Source organism: Undibacterium sp. Di26W (genome assembly GCF_049340265.1).
Taxonomy (GTDB): domain Bacteria; phylum Pseudomonadota; class Gammaproteobacteria; order Burkholderiales; family Burkholderiaceae_D; genus Undibacterium.
On sequence record NZ_JBMPOR010000029.1, the window covers coordinates 1 to 17,562 of the forward strand.

The 17,562-nt window shown below is 52.4% G+C and carries 16 protein-coding genes; 6 read left to right on the top strand and 10 right to left on the bottom strand.

Annotated features, from left to right (window positions below; genetic code table 11):
* Window positions 1-393: 393 nt before the first annotated feature.
* From ACO0LM_RS25250 to ACO0LM_RS25260, 3 genes are read right to left on the bottom strand one after another with little or no spacing between them, the layout of a single operon-like run.
* Complete coding sequence (locus ACO0LM_RS25250) at window positions 394-1,242, bottom strand: sulfurtransferase (RefSeq protein ID WP_423041120.1); 849 nt, start codon at window positions 1,240-1,242, stop codon at window positions 394-396.
* Between the two features lie 53 nt (window positions 1,243-1,295).
* Window positions 1,296-2,225, bottom strand: coding sequence for a DMT family transporter (locus ACO0LM_RS25255; RefSeq protein ID WP_423041122.1), 930 nt, complete (start codon window positions 2,223-2,225; stop codon window positions 1,296-1,298).
* Between the two features lie 53 nt (window positions 2,226-2,278).
* Window positions 2,279-3,379, bottom strand: a complete 1,101-nt coding sequence (locus ACO0LM_RS25260; protein WP_423041124.1) for an aromatic ring-hydroxylating oxygenase subunit alpha — start codon at window positions 3,377-3,379, stop codon at window positions 2,279-2,281.
* 512 nt (window positions 3,380-3,891) lie between these two features.
* Between ACO0LM_RS25260 and ACO0LM_RS25265 the strand changes: the two genes are divergently transcribed.
* The 3 genes from ACO0LM_RS25265 to ACO0LM_RS25275 all read left to right on the top strand — a co-directional run bounded on the left by ACO0LM_RS25265 (window position 3,892) and on the right by ACO0LM_RS25275 (window position 8,280).
* Window positions 3,892-4,542 carry a DsbA family protein gene (locus ACO0LM_RS25265; RefSeq protein ID WP_423041126.1) on the top strand — a complete coding sequence of 217 codons (651 nt, stop codon included), beginning with the start codon at window positions 3,892-3,894 and terminating at the stop codon, window positions 4,540-4,542.
* Window positions 4,543-4,576: 34 nt separating this feature from the next.
* Window positions 4,577-5,506, top strand: coding sequence for an aldo/keto reductase (locus tag ACO0LM_RS25270; protein WP_423041128.1), 930 nt, complete (start codon window positions 4,577-4,579; stop codon window positions 5,504-5,506).
* A gap of 338 nt (window positions 5,507-5,844) precedes the next feature.
* Complete coding sequence (locus tag ACO0LM_RS25275; protein ID WP_423041130.1) at window positions 5,845-8,280, top strand: putative bifunctional diguanylate cyclase/phosphodiesterase; 2,436 nt, start codon at window positions 5,845-5,847, stop codon at window positions 8,278-8,280.
* On the opposite strand, the gene ACO0LM_RS25280 is transcribed toward ACO0LM_RS25275, so the two are convergent.
* Complete coding sequence (locus ACO0LM_RS25280; RefSeq protein WP_423041132.1) at window positions 8,243-9,130, bottom strand: LysR substrate-binding domain-containing protein; 888 nt, start codon at window positions 9,128-9,130, stop codon at window positions 8,243-8,245. The two genes, ACO0LM_RS25275 and ACO0LM_RS25280, sit on opposite strands and share 38 nt — an antisense overlap.
* Before the next feature lie 263 nt (window positions 9,131-9,393).
* Window positions 9,394-10,809 (bottom strand): FAD-binding oxidoreductase, encoded by a 1,416-nt coding sequence (locus ACO0LM_RS25285; protein ID WP_423041134.1) that lies wholly within the window; start codon window positions 10,807-10,809, stop codon window positions 9,394-9,396.
* 95 nt (window positions 10,810-10,904) lie between these two features.
* Here ACO0LM_RS25285 and ACO0LM_RS25290 point away from each other — a divergent pair, with 95 nt between their 5' ends.
* From ACO0LM_RS25290 to ACO0LM_RS25300, 3 genes are all read left to right on the top strand, one after another.
* Window positions 10,905-11,456 carry a cob(I)yrinic acid a,c-diamide adenosyltransferase gene (locus ACO0LM_RS25290; RefSeq protein ID WP_423041136.1) on the top strand — a complete coding sequence of 184 codons (552 nt, stop codon included), beginning with the start codon at window positions 10,905-10,907 and terminating at the stop codon, window positions 11,454-11,456.
* Between the two features lie 219 nt (window positions 11,457-11,675).
* Window positions 11,676-12,074, top strand: a complete 399-nt coding sequence (locus ACO0LM_RS25295; RefSeq protein WP_423041138.1) for a DUF6968 family protein — start codon at window positions 11,676-11,678, stop codon at window positions 12,072-12,074.
* A 70-nt stretch (window positions 12,075-12,144) separates the two neighbouring features.
* On the top strand, window positions 12,145-12,732 hold the full coding sequence (locus ACO0LM_RS25300) for a hypothetical protein (RefSeq protein WP_423041140.1): 588 nt from the start codon (window positions 12,145-12,147) through the stop codon (window positions 12,730-12,732).
* A 34-nt stretch (window positions 12,733-12,766) separates the two neighbouring features.
* On the opposite strand, the gene ACO0LM_RS25305 is transcribed toward ACO0LM_RS25300, so the two are convergent.
* From ACO0LM_RS25305 to ACO0LM_RS25325, 5 genes are all read right to left on the bottom strand, one after another.
* Window positions 12,767-13,381: a hypothetical protein gene (locus tag ACO0LM_RS25305; protein WP_423041142.1), complete on the bottom strand. Its 615-nt coding sequence runs from the start codon at window positions 13,379-13,381 to the stop codon at window positions 12,767-12,769.
* 75 nt (window positions 13,382-13,456) lie between these two features.
* Window positions 13,457-13,744: a hypothetical protein gene (locus tag ACO0LM_RS25310; protein WP_423041144.1), complete on the bottom strand. Its 288-nt coding sequence runs from the start codon at window positions 13,742-13,744 to the stop codon at window positions 13,457-13,459.
* Window positions 13,745-13,921: 177 nt separating this feature from the next.
* On the bottom strand, window positions 13,922-15,775 hold the full coding sequence (gene dxs, locus ACO0LM_RS25315) for a 1-deoxy-D-xylulose-5-phosphate synthase (protein WP_423041146.1): 1,854 nt from the start codon (window positions 15,773-15,775) through the stop codon (window positions 13,922-13,924).
* A gap of 254 nt (window positions 15,776-16,029) precedes the next feature.
* Window positions 16,030-16,920 (bottom strand): polyprenyl synthetase family protein, encoded by an 891-nt coding sequence (locus ACO0LM_RS25320; RefSeq protein ID WP_423041148.1) that lies wholly within the window; start codon window positions 16,918-16,920, stop codon window positions 16,030-16,032.
* On the bottom strand, window positions 16,917-17,189 hold the full coding sequence (locus ACO0LM_RS25325) for an exodeoxyribonuclease VII small subunit (RefSeq protein ID WP_423041150.1): 273 nt from the start codon (window positions 17,187-17,189) through the stop codon (window positions 16,917-16,919). Before ACO0LM_RS25325 ends, ACO0LM_RS25320 begins: the two co-directional genes overlap by 4 nt.
* Window positions 17,190-17,562 lie beyond the last annotated feature (373 nt).

A 17,562-nucleotide genomic window follows, 5' to 3' on the forward strand; every position in this document is an offset into this window, starting at 1 on the left:
GTCACCATACGGACAACTTGCAACTTAAAGCCAATCTCAAATGTTCTTCTTTTTGCTTTCATCTCTTTTCCTCAATAAGTGAATTATCCCACCTATCTCGGTGTCCGTTATTATTAGACCACTACACAGTGAACAGGTTGGGATGGAGATAGGTTTCTGTCGCAAATTTGTTTTAACTCCTTCCCCTTCAAGGGGAAGGTTGGGATGGGGATGGGTTTCTTGTGCAATTCGATTGCGGATTGATCAACCGAAACCCATCCCCACCCTAACCCTCCCCTTGAAAGGGAGGGGATTTATCAGTCATTTTTTTCAAGCAGGTTATTACTGACAACAGTGTGCCTGCGCAGGAGTGACGATTTTGAGGCTATCTCTTTTTTGCGATTCAGGCTCGACTCAACGCTCCACAGGTCGCGAGGCATCTGCACACCATTCACTCCATGAACCCGGATACAAAGCCGCGCCGTGCATGCCTGCCACTTCCAGCGCCAGCAGGTTATGGCAAGCCGTCACGCCAGAGCCGCATTGCATGATGGCCTGGGTGGCGTCGCTGACGATGGCCATCCATTCTTCGCGCAATTGCGCGGCTGGTTTAAAGCGGCCATCGGCTTGCAGGTTGTCTTTGAAGAAGCGGTTTTTAGCACCGGGGATATGGCCACCAACCGGGTCCATGGTTTCATTCTCACCACGGAAGCGGTCAGCGGCACGGGCATCGACGACTGTCCTGGTGGGCTTGCTGATGTTTGCCAACACCTGACTGACTTCGACTGAACCAACCAAGGCTGGCTTGTCACTGATGTTGCCACAGCCACCAATAGCAGGCACCGCCGTGCTTACCGGCAAGCCTGCGGCTTGCCATACAGGCAAACCACCATCCAGTACGGCGACGTCGGCATGTCCGACCCAACGCAGCATCCACCACAGGCGCGCCGCAAACATACCGCCATGCGCGTCATACACGACCACCTGGCTATCATCATTCACGCCCAGATTACGCAGGCTGGCGATGAAATCACCTTTTTCCGGCAAAGGGTGGCGGCCACGAAAAACACCGTCCGGCCCGATTTTGGCTGCCGACAGACGCTGATCAAGATGCACAAACTGTGCGCCCGGGATATGCCCCAGGTCATAGGCAGCCTGCCCGGCATTGGTATCCATCAAATCATGGCGGCAATCCAGTAGCACCCAATTACTGCGTTCAATATGAGGGGCCAGGTCGCTTGCACTGATCAAAGTCGTGTACATCTTCATCTCCTGAAAAATAAATCGCTCACCATCACGCGGGAAAGACCGGCATTTTATTCCGAACTGATGGCGTCGCTGGGCATAGGGGCGGTATTGGTCTTCGCATTATAAAAGGTGGCGATCAGGCCGCTGCATAAAATCACAGCAATACCAAGCCAGCTTAGCCAGGCCAGGCTTTCTTCCCAGATCAGCACATCCCACAAGCTGGAAAACACAATACCCACATATTGCAGATTGGCCGTGACCAGGGTATTACCCAGGCGATAGGCGCGTGTCATGGCCATCTGTGCCATCGCAGCTGTCAGGCCTATGGCAAGCAGTAACAGGATGCCCTTGGTATCGAGGTGATGCCAGACGATGTTTTGTGCATTGCTGCCCATTGCACCGATGGATTTGCTGAACACGGTGCCAGCCAGGCCGGCCACGGCACAGGTCATGGAAAAATAGAATACCACGCGGTATTCAGGTTCGCCCATCAAGCCCATCTGCCTGACCTGCATATAGGCCCAGGCCGCCAGCATGCCAGAAATCAGGGCAATGACGCCGCCGATGACCTGGTCGGCATGAATGCTGGGCCGCAGCAGAAAAACCACGCCCACAAACCCCATGAGGATGGCCCCTACCGGTTGCCAGGTCAGCCCGGGTTGCCTGCGCCACCAGGCTGCCCCCAGCAACATGGCGGCGATCCAGATAGGTGACATGTAATTCAGCGTCACCGCCATCGCCAGCGGCAATTTGCCAATGGCATAAAACCACATCCACAGCGCGATGACACCAATCAGGCCGCGCCCCACATGATGATAGGGCATGCTGGTACGCAAGGTACCACCCTGCCAGCGCACCAGCGTGGCAATCATCAGCATGCCTATCATGCCGCGATACGCCACAATTTCAGAGGTTGAATAATCAACCGATGCCAGCTTGACGCAGACACCCATGATGGAAAACAGAAAGCTGGCAACCAGCATCCATAAAGACTGCATATACCTTTGCTCCAAAAGTTAAGGGAGGCACGCGCCTCCCCTACCGAAACACTTCAAACTGCGATTTTTCTTCGATACCATTCATGGAAGTGCTGCATGCCATCTTCCATGGGTGACTGATACGGCCCGACTTCACTGACACCGCGATCCAGCAAGATCTTGCGCCCGGCATCCATGCGCAAGGCGATTTCATCATCCTCCACACAGGTTTCCATGTAGGCGGCGCGTTCGGCGGCGATAAATTCGCGCTCAAACAGGACAATTTCTTCCGGATAATAAAATTCGACCACATTGCGGGTCTTGCCGGTTGCTGTTGGCCACAGGGTCGATACCACCAGCACATGCGGATACCATTCAACCATGATATTCGGGTACAGGGTCAGCCAGATCGCGCCGTACTTGGGCGTCTCGCCATGACGAAACTTCAGCACCTGCTCTTGCCAGCGTTGATAGGTGTCGGAACCGGACTTCAGCAAACCCTTGTTGACGCCCACGGTTTGTACGCTGTAATCCTCGCCAAATTCCCACTGCAGATCATCGCAAGCGACAAAGCTGCCCAGGCCAGGATGAAAGGGTTCGACGTGATAATCTTCCAGATAGACTTCAATGAAAGTCTTCCAGTTGTAATCACATTCATGCACTTCGACATGGTCGAGCATGTAATCGCTAAAATCCAGGTCTTTGGTAACGCTGAGATTAGTCATGCGTTCCATGACGTTATAGCCGTTTTGCTCAAACAGCAGACCATTCCAGTTTTGCAGCGGCGTGCGTTGCAAATTCAGGCAAGGGGTATCGGCAAAATGTGGCGCGCCAATCAGCTCGCCTTTCAGGTCATAGGTCCAGCGATGCAACGGGCAGACAATATTATGGGTATTGCCACGGCCATTGAACATCAATGCCTGCCGGTGACGGCAGACATTCGACATCAGTTCTATGCCCTGGGCGCTGCGTACCAGCATGCGGCCTTCGTTTTCAGAAGCCAGCGTAGCAAAGTCGCCGACATGGGGCACCATCAGTTCATGGCCGACATAACGCGGACCAGACTGGAATAATTCCTTGATTTCGCGCTGTAACAGCGTTTCATCAAAATACACGTAAACCGGAAGTTGCGCGTCAGAACGCGCGAGTGTAGACAAAGAAGCCAGATCGGACATCCCCACCCCCCAAATTAATTTGCACCAACCTAAGAGAGAAAGAATCCACAAAAACCTGTTTCGGCAGGACTTTCAATCCCGACGAAAATTCAAACGATCAAACGCCTTGAAGAGGAAATTTTGGACAGAACCGAGAATTATACCTGAACTGAAAAAATTTATGCCTTTACTTGCCATGCCATCATGAAAAAAAGCAGTGTAGCAATCCCGGATGCCTGCACTTTTAGAACCTGCTTACGATCTTACTGTGCGGGCGCAATCGGAGTCCAGGCGGGGCTCATGCGCTGCTCAAAATGCTCATGGTCTTAAGACCATTCCGCTTTTTGCGCTGCGTTTTTGTTACCGCTACTCCCGCTGAAGCTCGCTCGCTACAGATCGCAAACAGGTTCTTAGCTCTTGCATCAACAAAAAATGAACAAAAAAATGGTGGGACAAGCAAAATTCTTGCTGGCTGTCAGACACAGCGACTTTCTATACAATGACCGCCTGATGCCCACCAATGAGAGCAAGTGATGACACACCTTATTTATGTTGCCGACCCCATGTGTTCATGGTGCTATGGCTTTGGCCCCGAATTGCAAGCCTTGCTGGATGCTGTACCCGGCAGCCGGCTTGATCTGGTACTGGGTGGCTTGCGCGCCTATAACCAGCAAGTGCTGGACGAGAGCACCCGGACCACCATCCTGAGTCACTGGAAACACGTGGAAGAAAGAAGCGGCCTGCCCTTCGGCAGCGATGCCATGTCACAACCTGGCTTCATCTATGACACCGAACCCGCCTGCCGTGCAGTGGTTGCAGCCCGCACCCTGGTGGATGAAGCATCCAGCGATGCCGTCCTGAAAGTGTTTCATGCCATACAGCATGGCTTTTATGCCGAGGGCAAAGACGTGACGGACATAGGCGTACTATCCGAGATTGCTGTCACCGCCCTGAATGCGGCCGAAGGTGCCGACAGCTATGACGCCATCAGCTTTCACGAAACCATGCTGTCCCCCATGACCATGGCTGATGCAAGGCAAGACTTTGAACAAAGCCAGCGCTGGGGTATACGCGGCTTCCCGGCCTTGTTGCTGGTGCATCAGGATGCCTTGCACATGATTGCATCTGGCTATACCACCCGCGATGACCTGATAGCGACACTCAAACAGCTACAACAGGCATAAGCCTGCATCACCATCAAAGAATAAGCGGTCAGCCATGACGACCAATACAAAGACCATCAGCCCACGCCAGCAAGTTGCACCGGCCGGCCCTGAATTTTCCCGCATCGTGCTTGGCCTGTGGCGCCTGGGTCACTGGAAAATGTCCGCGGAACAAAGAGTCAGCTTTCTGGAACAGGCCCTGGCGCTGGGCATCACTACCGTGGACCAGGCTGACATCTATGGCAATTACCTGAGTGAAACCCTGCTCGGCGAAGCGCTGGTACTCGCCCCGCACCTGCGTCGGCAATTGCAGTTTGTCAGCAAATGCGGCATCAAGCTGGTATCAGACCAGCGCCCCAGCCATGGCATCCAGCATTACGACACCAGCGCGACCCACATCACTGCCTCTGCCGAGCAATCATTGCGTGCCATGCAGATAGACCAGCTGGACCTGCTGCTGATCCATCGTCCAGACCCGCTGATGAATGCGGATGAAATAGCCGGGGCATTTCGCCAGTTGCAAGACAGCGGCAAGGTAAAGCATTTTGGTGTATCGAATTTCACGCCTGCACAATTTGATTTGCTGAACTCACGCTTCCCGCTGGTGACCAATCAGATAGAGTTGTCCCTGCTGCATATGCAGCCCCTGCTGGATGGCAGCCTGGATCAATGCCAGCGCCTGCGCATTGCCCCCATGGTCTGGTCAGCCCTTGGCGGTGGACAATTGATGCTGCCAGCCAGTGAACAAAGCGAACAGGGCCAGCGCATCAGCCAGGTATTGCAGCGCATCGCCGGCGAACTGGATGTAGCACCCAGCGTAGTGGCATTGGCGTGGGTACTGAAACATCCAGCGTCACCGATGGTATTGACCGGCTCGGGCAGAATCGCCGCCGTGGCCGAAGCCGTACAGGCAACATGGGTACAACTCAGTCGTGAACAATGGTTTGCGCTATGGTCTGCATCCACCGGCAAAAACGTGGATTAATAACAAGATACGGCTCCCAGGAGAGGGGCTGCAACGCTTTGGGGCAGTTTTGCGTAAGGCCTATAAAAGTGTGTTCTTAACATCGTGCAATATCTGTACCTCTAAAGCTAAGCCTTGAATTAGCCGTAACCATTCAATCACAAGCTTGTTTTGAGGCAGTGTTAATATGTTTTCCAGGGCGTGTTGACCTATTTGACACATATAAGTACATAAGCTCATCTGAAAATTGTGCAGTGCATATATTTCCTGAATTAAACACTGAGTTGGTATAGTATTATTATTCGGCCTGTAAACTGAGCGTGGCTTGCTCTGGGACTGATTTCAGAAGGACAGCATTGATGACTGTTTTTCAATTCATCCGTAATTATTATTTGCTTCCCCCTTCGTCGCTGAATGAGACTCATCAGTGGCGCGAGCAAGTGTTGTCAGCCATTCTCTTCTTTGTACTGGCCCTGGGTTCTGCTACTGCCATCCCCAGCATCGTACTGGCCATCAGTGAAAACCTGTGGTCGGTGGTGGTGGTTGATATCTTTGCCCTGATCTGGGTGGCCACCATATGGCGCCTGCCGTTTCTGAACTACCGCCAGCGCGCCTGGAACTTTTTGCTGTTCCTGTATTTGCTTGGTGTCTGGTTTTTGATCAAGGTGGGGCTGACCGGCCTGATTTACCTGATGGCTTTTCCGGTATTGACATCCCTGTTGCTCAACCTGCGGCATGCCATGCAGGCCCTGTTTCTGTCTGCACTCAGTCTGCTGGTAGTTGGTTACCTGGCCGACCCCAGCCTGCATGTCTATGGTTTTGATTCCCATCCCTTTTTGCGACTGGTCATCGTCACCATCAATTTCACTTTTATTGCCGCCGTCATGGCGATCTCTTGCGGCGTCCTGCTGCAGAGACTGGACGGCAGCCTGGAACAGCAGCGCGTAATCGCTGCATCACTGCAATTGGGGCAATCGTCGCTGCGCATGGCAAATGAAGAATTGCGTCTGATCGTTGCCGCCGTCGCCAGGCTCAACGATATGGTCATGATCATTCATGTGGATGCCGATGCCATCGGCAAACGTCGCCTGAAAATTGTCTTTGTGAATGATGCCTTTGTACATCAGACTGGCTTTAGCAGCATCGAAGTGATCGACAGGTCCCCGGTATTCTTGCAGGGCCCGCGCACCCAGCCAGAAGAACTGGATCGCCTGAACCATGCCCTGATCACCTGTGAATCAGTGCATATAGAGTTGATCTGCTATACCCGGGATGGCAATGAATTCTGGATGGAAGCCGATGTCGTGCCTCTGGCCAACGATGCCGGTCAGTATACGCACTGGGTAGCAACCGGGCGCGATATCAGTGAACGCAAGAAAGCCCAGGAACATATACACAGGCTGGCCTATTTTGATGTGCTGACAGGCTTGCCCAACCGCCGCCTGCTGCTCGACAGGATGAGCATCTTGCTGGCGACAGCCAGGCGCAGCAATATGTTCAGTGCGGTACTGTTCATTGACCTGGATCACTTCAAATACATCAATGATGCACGCGGCCATGCCGTCGGTGATGCCTTGCTGATACAGGTGGCAGGAAGGCTCAGCCAGTCCCTGCGGGAAGTCGATACGGTAGCCCATATAGGGGGTGACGAATTCGTGGTGCTGCTCTGCCATGTGTCCAATGACGTGACCGTCGGCGCCCATGCGGCGCAGGCCGTGGCAGAAAAAATCCGTCATACCCTCTCGCAGTTTTTTGATATCAACGGCCTGCAGTACAACGTCACCTGCAGCATAGGTATCACCCTGTTGCCGCGTGAAAACCAGGGTGCCCATGATTTATTGCGTGAAGCCGATACCGCCATGTTCCGCGCCAAATCCTGTGGCAGGAATCAGATTGCCTTCTACGAAACCGGCATGCAGTCAGAAGTGGAACAAAGACTGACGGTGGAACGCGAGCTCAGCGAAGCCATCTCTGGCGGCCAGCTGCAAATGCATATACAGCCCCAGGTTGATCGTATGGGAAAACCCGTTGGCGGCGAAATGCTGATGCGCTGGACACACCCGGAACGCGGCCCCATCTCACCCGCCATCTTTATTCCGGTGGCAGAAGAATCCGGCATGATCTTGCGCCTGGGTGACTGGGTGATGGAACAGGGTTGCCTGGCGCTGCTGCAACTGGAACAGGCAGGCTGGGACATACCGCTGTCCGTCAATGTCAGCCCCAAACAATTCCGTCAGGTGGATTTTGTAGAAAAGGTCAAGCAGGTATTGAAAAACACCGGTGCACCGCCAGCCAGACTGATACTGGAAGTGACCGAAGGCCTGCTGATAGACAACCTGCATGACACCATTGCCCGCATGGTCGAATTGACCAAGCTGGGCATACGTTTCTCGATTGATGATTTCGGCACTGGCTATTCCAGCCTGGCTTACCTGAAAAAACTGCCCCTGTATGAACTGAAAATCGACAGAAGCTTTGTTCAGGATACGCCAGACGATGCCAATGACACGGCCATCGTGCAGTCGATATTGTCGATGGCATCGCACCTGGGCTTGCGCGTGGTCGCGGAAGGGGTGGAAACCAGGGAACAGGCCGACTTCCTGATCGCCAACGGCTGTGCGTCGATGCAGGGCTTTTTGTTTGCCCGCCCCATGCCGCTGGACAAATGGATAGCCATGCAAAAACCACCCAGCCAGCCTTTGCAGGACGTGATGTCCGATGTAGTGTCCGATGCGATGTCCGATATGACACCGGCCATTACGCCTGCTGATACGTCGCTTGCATCCAGTCAATAAACAACTGCACTTCAGGGCGGATATTCGCCTGTGCCTCGTGCACCAGATAATACGAATGTGGCGGCGTTGCCAACTGGGTTTCAAACACCCTGACCACATCACCACGGCGTATCATCTCTTGCGCGAAATGCTGGCGTGTCAGACCTATGCCGTGGCCATGCTTGATCGCTTCCAGCAACAACCCCAGGTCATCCACACGCAGGCCCGTTGCAGGTTCTGGCCAATCCAGCCCGGCCACTTCAAACCAGGGCTGCCAGGGTTCCAGCGCAGAACGCAATAATTTGGCATGTCGCAGATCGGCCGGTGTCTGCATGGCAGGTACGGTTTTCAGATAAGCCGGGCTGGCCACTACAAAACTGGGTTCCACAAATAATTTGCGGGTCACCAGGTTAGGATATTCACCAGCCCCGAAACGCACTTCGACATCGCTTTCTGACAGGCTGAGATCGTACAGCGGCACAAACAGAAACACTTCGATTTCTATTTCCGGGTACTGTCTGGTAAAACTGGCCAGCCTGGGCATGAACATGTAACGTGCAAATGTCGGCGGCACCGTCACCTTTACCCGCAACTGGTTTTGCGCAATCTTGTTCGGCAAGGGGAAATCAGACAGTGTACGCAAGGCCCCGCGCACCACATCCAGGTAACGGCGGCCAAATTCGGTCAGGGTGACACTGCGCCCTTCCCTGACAAACACACGCTCGCATAAATGCTCTTCCAGCAAACGTATGCGATGGGACAGGGCAGATGGTGTAATACAAAGTTCTTCAGCCGCAACAGCAAACGAGTTATGGCGGGCTGCAGCTTCAAAAGCCGAAAGCGCATGTACTGGCGGTAGACGTGTTGCCATTCGTATTCCAGATAAATAATGGGTGTAAACCAGATCAAACCGGGCTGGCAGTCCTGTATGGACCAGCCGCGCCCCACAAAATTCCCCAAAAGATTGCCACGACATAAAATCGACGCTGCAATGCAGGCGACTACATGATGTAAAAACCCCCTGCGCCTTGCATCATAAAATAAAGCAGCCAAAACGGGCATCTGTAGTACTACTGAAGTAGCTCAGATAAGTAGCTCAGATAAGTAATCCTAATAAGCATGCCGTGTGGAAAATCATTCATCCCAGGCAACAACCTTGCCCGGGTTTAATATATTTTTTGGATCAAAAGCCCGTTTCAGCATGCGCATCATGTGAATGGCATCAGCCCCATGTTCTTCGATCAGGAAAGCCATCTTGTGTATGCCCACCCCATGCTCGCCGGTACAGGTACCGTCCATGGCAATGGCGCGGCTGACCATGCGCTGGTTGATGGCTTCGGCTGTGGCAATTTCTTCACTGCTGGCCGGGTCAACCAGCATCAATACGTGGAAATTACCATCGCCGACATGGCCAATGATGGAATACAGGATGCCATGATTTTCACAATCAATCTGGGTTTCGCTGATGCATTCTGCCAGGCGTGAAATCGGCACACAACAGTCTGTGGAAATCGCCCGTGAACCAGGGCGCAATTGCAACAGTGCGAAATAGGCATTGTGCCTGGCCGCCCACAAACGCGAACGCTCTTCCGGTTTGGTCGCCCATTCAAAATCACCGGCACCATTGGCAGCAGCAATTTCCTGCACCAGCTCCGCCTGTTCCTTGACGCCATGCTCGCTGCCATGGAATTCAAACAGCAGCAAAGGCTTCACAGGCAGGTTCAGTTTGTCATGCGCATTGATGGCACGAACACCATTCGCATCCAGAAATTCTACCCGCGCAATCGGCACCCCCATCTGTATGGTCTGTATCACCGTATTCACCGCATCGGCGTTATCCGGAAAACTGCATACCGCTGCCGAAATTGCCTCCGGCAAAGGATAGAGCCTGACTGTCACTTCGGTGATGATGCCCAGCGTGCCTTCACTACCGACAAAGATACGCGTCAGATCGTAACCGGCAGACGATTTCTTGGCGCGTGAACCGGTGCGGATAACGCGCCCGTCTGCCGTCACCACTGTCAGCGCCAATACGTTTTCACGCATGGTGCCATACCGTACTGCATTGGTACCCGAGGCCCGGGTTGCCGCCATACCACCCAGGCTGGCATCGGCACCGGGGTCGATAGGAAAAAACAAGCCGGTATCACGAATCTCCACATTCAACTGCTTGCGGGTGACGCCAGCCTGTACAGTAGCAGTCAAATCTTCGGCGTGCACGGCCACCATATTGTTCATTTGCGATAAATCAATGGTGATGCCACCATGCAATGCCAGAATATGGCCTTCCAGCGACGACCCCGCACCATACGGTATCACTGGCACCCCTTGTTCATGGCACAGCTTGACGATGGCCGCCACCTCTTCCGTGGTCTGGGCAAATGCCACCCCTTCTGGCGGCATCGGGTCATAAGAAGATTCGTCGCGCCCATGATGTTCACGTACCGCCTGGGCAATGCTGAAACGGTCTTCCAGCAGGTTTTGCAGCGCGTGCAACAAGCTGGCTGGCAAAGGCGCTCTGACGCTTGCGATAGGGGCAGGATGGTTCATAATGCATTCCAGGCTAGTCGTGATGCGCTCTATTATGCTGTGTCCGGCCAGAATTTGCCGTATCCTTTCCAACTTCTCTCCTTATTTCATGTGCCATGGGTAATCGACTCTCAAAAATTGCAACACGCACCGGCGATGCCGGCACCACCGGCCTGGGCGATGGCAGCCGCATCGCCAAAGACGCCCTGCGCGTACACGCCATGGGCGACGTGGATGAACTCAACTCACAGATCGGCGTCTTGCTGTGCGAAGACATGCCCGAACAGATGAAACATGAACTGGTTTCCATCCAGCATGACCTGTTCGATATGGGCGGCGAACTGTGCATCCCCGGCTACACCATGATCACCGAAGCCCAGGTGACGAGGCTGGATGCCCTGCTGGAAAAATACAATGCCGACCTGCCACCACTCAAAGACTTCATCCTGCCCGGCGGATCACGCGCCGCTGCCATCGCCAACGTCTGCCGCACCGTCTGCCGCCGCGCCGAACGCGCCATCGTCAGCGTCGGCAACGCCGAGGTCATCAATGACGCACCTAGACAATATATGAATCGCTTGTCGGATTTGCTGTTTGTGTTGTCGCGGGTGTTGAACCGGTATGCGGGGGAGAGTGATGTGTTGTGGGAGAAGGAACGGGAGCGTTAGGAACGCTGATTGAGCCAAACGCGATCTTATTTTTGGCCTGCTGAATTGGTATCTTCAATACATATAATCGAAGAAAATTCTGCTAGACAGGCTTGTTGTATTTTTTCTCTTTGTAAAATTCAATGGCGTGCATTGTCAGAAGAAATGCTATTTCCATTTTTTGATTTACCTCCAGTTTCAATCTCCTATCTGTAGAATAAAGACGCAGCCATTTTCCATATGAACATTTCCAACAAACCCCGCAGTCGTCGCTTGCGAAAAAAATTGCGAACAGATGAATTTCATTCTCGTCCGTATCCAATCGAAGGTGCCATTGCAAAGCGGGTTCTGGATTTTACCTGCTCTGATGGGCGGATTTTACCAGCGCTCGTTTGTATCTGGCTACCGCTGGAAGTCAACGCGCACCATTGGCGTTGTCCGTGGCTTATTCAGACCAATGATTTTGAAAAAGCTGATTGTTGTACCGGTGACGATAGTATGCAGGCGCTACTATTGGCTACGCATGTGATAAGCAGTCATCTTACAGCGCTAGAAGGTAAATTTGACGGACGTTTCAGTCAGTATGGCCAGGATCATGGTTTTCCGGCTTTGAACCAAAATACATTCGGAACTTCTTAGTTTTCTTAAACTAAAGACAGATGACAATGTTTATCTCGTAAAATCATCTACCAACAACCCTACTTACGACATGCCTACCATCACTGAATTATGCAATCAATTGGCAGATGCCTATGAGGCAAAAGGGGTTGCAGTGAGAGAAAACCTGCGACCGGGCCTTACCACGACCGAGATTCTGGACATTGTCGTGCCCTTGAATATCGTTTTGCCAAGTGATGTCATTGAGCTTTACCAATGGGCGAATGGGCATATTCAAGATGACGATCCTGATCTGAATAGAAATTTGTGTTTCCGTGACAACAATTTCGCTTCACTTCAGGAAGCAGTTGTGGAATACAAAAGCATCCAGGAGACCTATGGTCTTTATTCCACACTAGAGCAAGATCGAGTGGATTTGCAGAATTGTTTGCCAATCTCTGCGTTTCAAGGTTCATGGGATGTGGTTGTCTGCGGTAAGCATCTGTTCAGCGCATCGATGGAGCATCCTGTCATCCGCGTATTTCAAGGCGTCGATATATATTTCCATTCGATACGGTCGATGCTTGAAACATGTATTGAATGGGTTTCTTCGCCAAACTGGCAACACCTGTGTGGCTTGCCAGATGAAGAGGAGATGGAAATCTGGAAACGGCACAATCCAGATATATTCAGCGACTGAACAGGGTTTTGGTGTTCAATTCGAACTTTCAACTTTATCTTAGCAAATACATCAAGCCAAACGCCAGCGCCAAAGCCCCCGTCAGCAATTGCATCAGCCCAAAAACCGGTTTGACTTCGCCAAAATAACGCCCTTCCCGCATGATCAGTTTTTGCAGCCTAGTCGATAATTTCGCTGCGGTTGAAAATGCACACGCAGACACCAGTGCGAATATTTGGACGGGGCCGGGTTCGGCGCCATGAGGGAAAAGCTGAGGTGGCAGATCAAGAAAAAACAGCACATTCCAGATGAGTATCATGGCGATAAGCACACTCCAGCGCATGGGCATGCCCTGTGGTCTTGCACAGACTTTACCGCTGGGTTGAAAACCGCATTGAGCAAAGCTGCCAAGAACTTTGTCCCGCCGACCCAAATACCAGAAAATGATGGCCCCTGGATAATCGAGGCGATTGTGATTGATGCGTATGCCGCTCATGAAAACCGGTATCATGCCATAGGGTTCAAATGACACAACTTGATCGGGGCTGAATTCATATTTTCCAAAAGTCGTCAGCACAATTTTTTGTCGCGAAATATTCAGCTTTGCAAACGGCCACGAAGCATTAATCCAGCCTACACTCGCACCGCCGGTAAAAGACATATCTTGCATGAAGCCGTTTCCTTTTTCGATCATTCAATGACGACATCATACCGGCATAAGTCACTCAACTAATGCCAGGCGGAGTCATAGAGCCAGCTCAAAAGATATGGCTTCTTTCTGCAAGATAGTGATAAGCCTATCGTAGTGCTCAGGCGTCACGCGATTGAGTACCAGACTCACTTTATTCTTTTTCATTGAAGTCCGCGCACCCAGGTGACGCAGCCATAATATGGTTTTTACCTGTTCATCTGTCAGGCCCGCTTTAGGGCCAAAGCAAAGCTCGAGATTGGCATACTCTGATGCCGGTAGTGAGGGATGGCCAGGACCATCGCAAATTATTACCCGCCTGGTTTCTTTTAATTCAGTCATCATTACAAGCAAATGGAATGGGCATTAATCTATAATCACATCGGCACTGCCCTTCTCTGTGTCTCAGTGTCTCTGTGGTGAGTCCCTTGGTCTTAAGCTTTCAATCTGTACGACTTCGTAATAAAGGCTGCTCGTAAGCAGCCTTTACAGATAGTGAATGTTTTGACCTCGGGTCGGACATCAATCACCAAAGTCACTAAAGCGCGCCCGCACCGAACGCTCTATACCCACTGCATCCAGCCCACATTGCGCCAGCAGCAAACCCGGGTCGCCATGATCGACAAACTTGTCGGGCAGGCCCAGTATCTGCAAGGGTTTGGTGATGCCTGCTTCGGCCAGGGCTTCTGCCACGGCAGAGCCTGCGCCGCCCATGGTGCAGCCTTCTTCTACGGTCACTAATATGTCATGGCTGGTAGCCAGGGCTTTGACCAGTTCGACATCCAGTGGTTTGATGAAGCGCATATTGGCCAGCGTGGCGTCGAGTTGTTCTGCCGCTTTTAATGCAGGGTGCACCAGTGAACCAAAGGCCAGGATGGCGATGCGTTTGCCCTGGCGTTTGATTTCACCTTTGCCCAGGGGGATGGTGTTCAAGTCTTTGTCGGTCGGCACGCCTATGCCCGCACCGCGCGGGTAACGTACTGCGGCAGGTCCGGGGTATTGGTAGGCGGTGCTTAACATCTGGCGGCATTCGTTTTCATCGGACGCTGCCATGACGATCATATTGGGGATGCAGCGCAGGTAAGCCAGGTCATAATTACCGGCATGGGTGGCACCGTCGGCACCAACCAGGCCAGCGCGGTCCAGCGCAAAGGTAACGTCCAGGTTTTGCAGGGCAACGTCATGGATCAGTTGATCGTAGGCACGCTGCAAGAAGGTGGAATAAATGGCGACGACAGGCTTCAAGCCTTCGCAAGCCAGGCCACCGGCAAAGGTGACGGAATGTTGTTCGGCAATGCCGACATCGTAATAGCGTTTGGGAAATTGTTTTTCAAATTCCACCATGCCAGAACCTTCGCGCATGGCGGGGGTAATGCCGACCAGCTTGTCGTCCGCCGCAGCCATGTCGCACAGCCATTGTCCAAACACCTGGGTGTAACTTTGCTTGGCTGGCGCACCAGTGGGCTTGATGCCTTCTGCTGGATTGAACTTGCCAGGGCCGTGATACAAGACCGGGTCAGCTTCTGCCAGTTTATAACCCTGGCCTTTTTTGGTGACCACGTGCAAAAACTGCGGACCTTTGAGGTTCTTGATGTTTTGCAGTGTCGGTATCAAAGAATCGAGATCATGGCCATCGATAGGGCCGATGTAATTAAAACCGAATTCTTCAAACATGGTGGCGGGCACGATCATGCCCTTGGCATGTTCTTCAAAACGCTTGGCCAATTCCAGCACGGGTGATGGCAAGACGGATTTGCCGACATTGCGAGCAGCTGCATAAAACTTGCCAGACATCAGGCGCGCCAGGTAGCGGTTCAGCGCGCCCACGGGTGGCGAGATGGACATGTCATTGTCGTTCAACACCACCAGCAGGTTGATGTCTTCATTCACGCCCGCATTGTTCATGGCTTCAAAGGCCATGCCGGCGGTCATGGAACCATCGCCGATGATGGCTACTGCATGGCGGTCTTCACCCTTGGTACGGGCAGCCACGGCCATGCCCAGTGCAGCAGAAATGGAGGTGGATGAATGGGCAGTACCAAAGGTGTCGTATTCGCTTTCGACGCGACGCGGGAAGCCAGATATACCATTCAACTGACGCAGGCTATGCATCTGATCGCGACGGCCGGTAAGTATCTTGTGCGGATAAGTTTGATGGCCAACATCCCACACCAGCCGGTCTTCAGGTGTATTGAAAACATAGTGCAGGGCGATGGTTAATTCCACCGTGCCAAGGTTGGACGACAAATGGCCACCCGTCCTGGAAACGGAATCGAGCACATACTGACGCAATTCATCAGCCAGCGGCTTGAGTTGCTGGCGCGACAGGCCACGCAGATCAGCAGGGGAATTAATGGTGTTCAATAAAGTCGTCATTGTTCTTTTCGTTACTTGGCTAAACAAGTCTGATCATTTGTTAATGCACATAATGGTCAGGGATGTTATCGCATTCTTCTATTTTAGGACTTACTCTAAACCGCCTCTTGTACTATTCGATCTGCTAACTGTTGATCTGGTGCGCATGGCGCACCCTACAATACTGCACATTACGCACGATTCAAGATGATCCCAATCTTCACCGGGATGACACTGAAACTCTTGCCTGGCCCGTAGGGTGCTACAGCTTATCTTCAAGCCTGGCGCTGTACGATCAGGTCTGCCAATTCATGCAAGAGCCGGGCTTTTTCACCAAAATCAGCCAGCGCTGCATGCGCATCATGGCACAATTGCGTTGCCAATGCGCGCGAAGCATCCAGCCCCATGAGGCTGACAAAGGTCGGTTTGTTGTCTGCGGCGTCCTTGCCTGCGGTCTTGCCCAGGGTGGCAGAGTCGGCAGTCGCATCCAGCACGTCATCCACCACCTGAAACGCCAGGCCAATGGCGGCAGCATACTGATCCAGCGCCTTGCTTTCTTGCGGTGACAGGGTTTTACCGCTCATGGCACCCAGCAGTACTGAGGCACGCAGCAAGGCACCGGTTTTTAATCTGTGCATCTGCTCCAATTGTTCGCGATCCAGGGCGATGCCGACACTGGCCAGATCAATCGCCTGGCCACCACACATGCCGACCGAGCCGGCAGCCGTCGCCAGCAGGCGCATCATGGCCAGCCGGTTGGAGGCATCGCCGTCGACACCTTCGGACAACACCAGAAACGCCTGGGCTTGCAGAGCGTCACCTACCAGCAAGGCAGTTGCTTCGTCATATTTGATATGCACGGTGGGCTTGCCACGGCGCAGGGCGTCATCATCCATGCAGGGCATGTCGTCATGCACCAGCGAATAGGCATGGATCATTTCTACCGCAGCAGCAGCACGGCTCAACAGATCGACAGGGGCGTCAAACAACTGGCCGGCGGCATGGACCAGCAAGGGGCGCACACGTTTGCCGCCATCCAGTGTGGCGTAGCGCATGGCGGCGTGCAATTGTTGCGGAATAGTTTTTTCGTCTGGCAGAAAGCGCGCCAGACTGGTTTCACATTCGGCTTGAGTTTGTCGCATCCAGTGACGAAAATCCTCACTCATGCCGCATCCTCAGTGCCATCAATGCTCAAAGGTTTGAGCATTCCAGCTTCCAGCACCTTGACTTGCTGTTCTACCTTGTCAAGCTGGGCTGCACAGTATTTAATCAACTCAGAGCCGCGTTGGTAAGCGCTTACAGAAGCTTCAAGCGGTAATTCACCGGCTTCCATACTGGCAACCAGTGCCGTCAATTCGGTCATCGCAGCTTCGAATGTCATGCCCGCCGGTATGGATGTTTCCAAATGATTTGTAGTTGCTTGTTTTTTTGTCATAAAGAAATGTTTTGCATGCGCCGTTAAAGAAATAAAGTGAAACCAAAAGTAAAAAACGGCGTTTGAAATAGGGTAAACCCGGCTAAGCCTGCTATTTTAGAGCAAACTTGGGAAAAGTATGTATTTAGTGCATTTCCGATAAGCAATTTTAGGAGCTATGTTCAAACAGGATTCTTTTTTAGCAGCGCGCTACAAGATATACTTAAAAATATCGCAGAAATTGCGTTTCAAACATTTCCATGTGGAAATTAACGGTATATAGTGGAAGCACATTTCTAAAATGCCTGTCTGAATTATGAGCCTGAAATCTTTATCAGGTGGTAATAAAATGTTTCTGCCGTACTGCCTAGTTTTTGTGCAACCATTTGAAGCC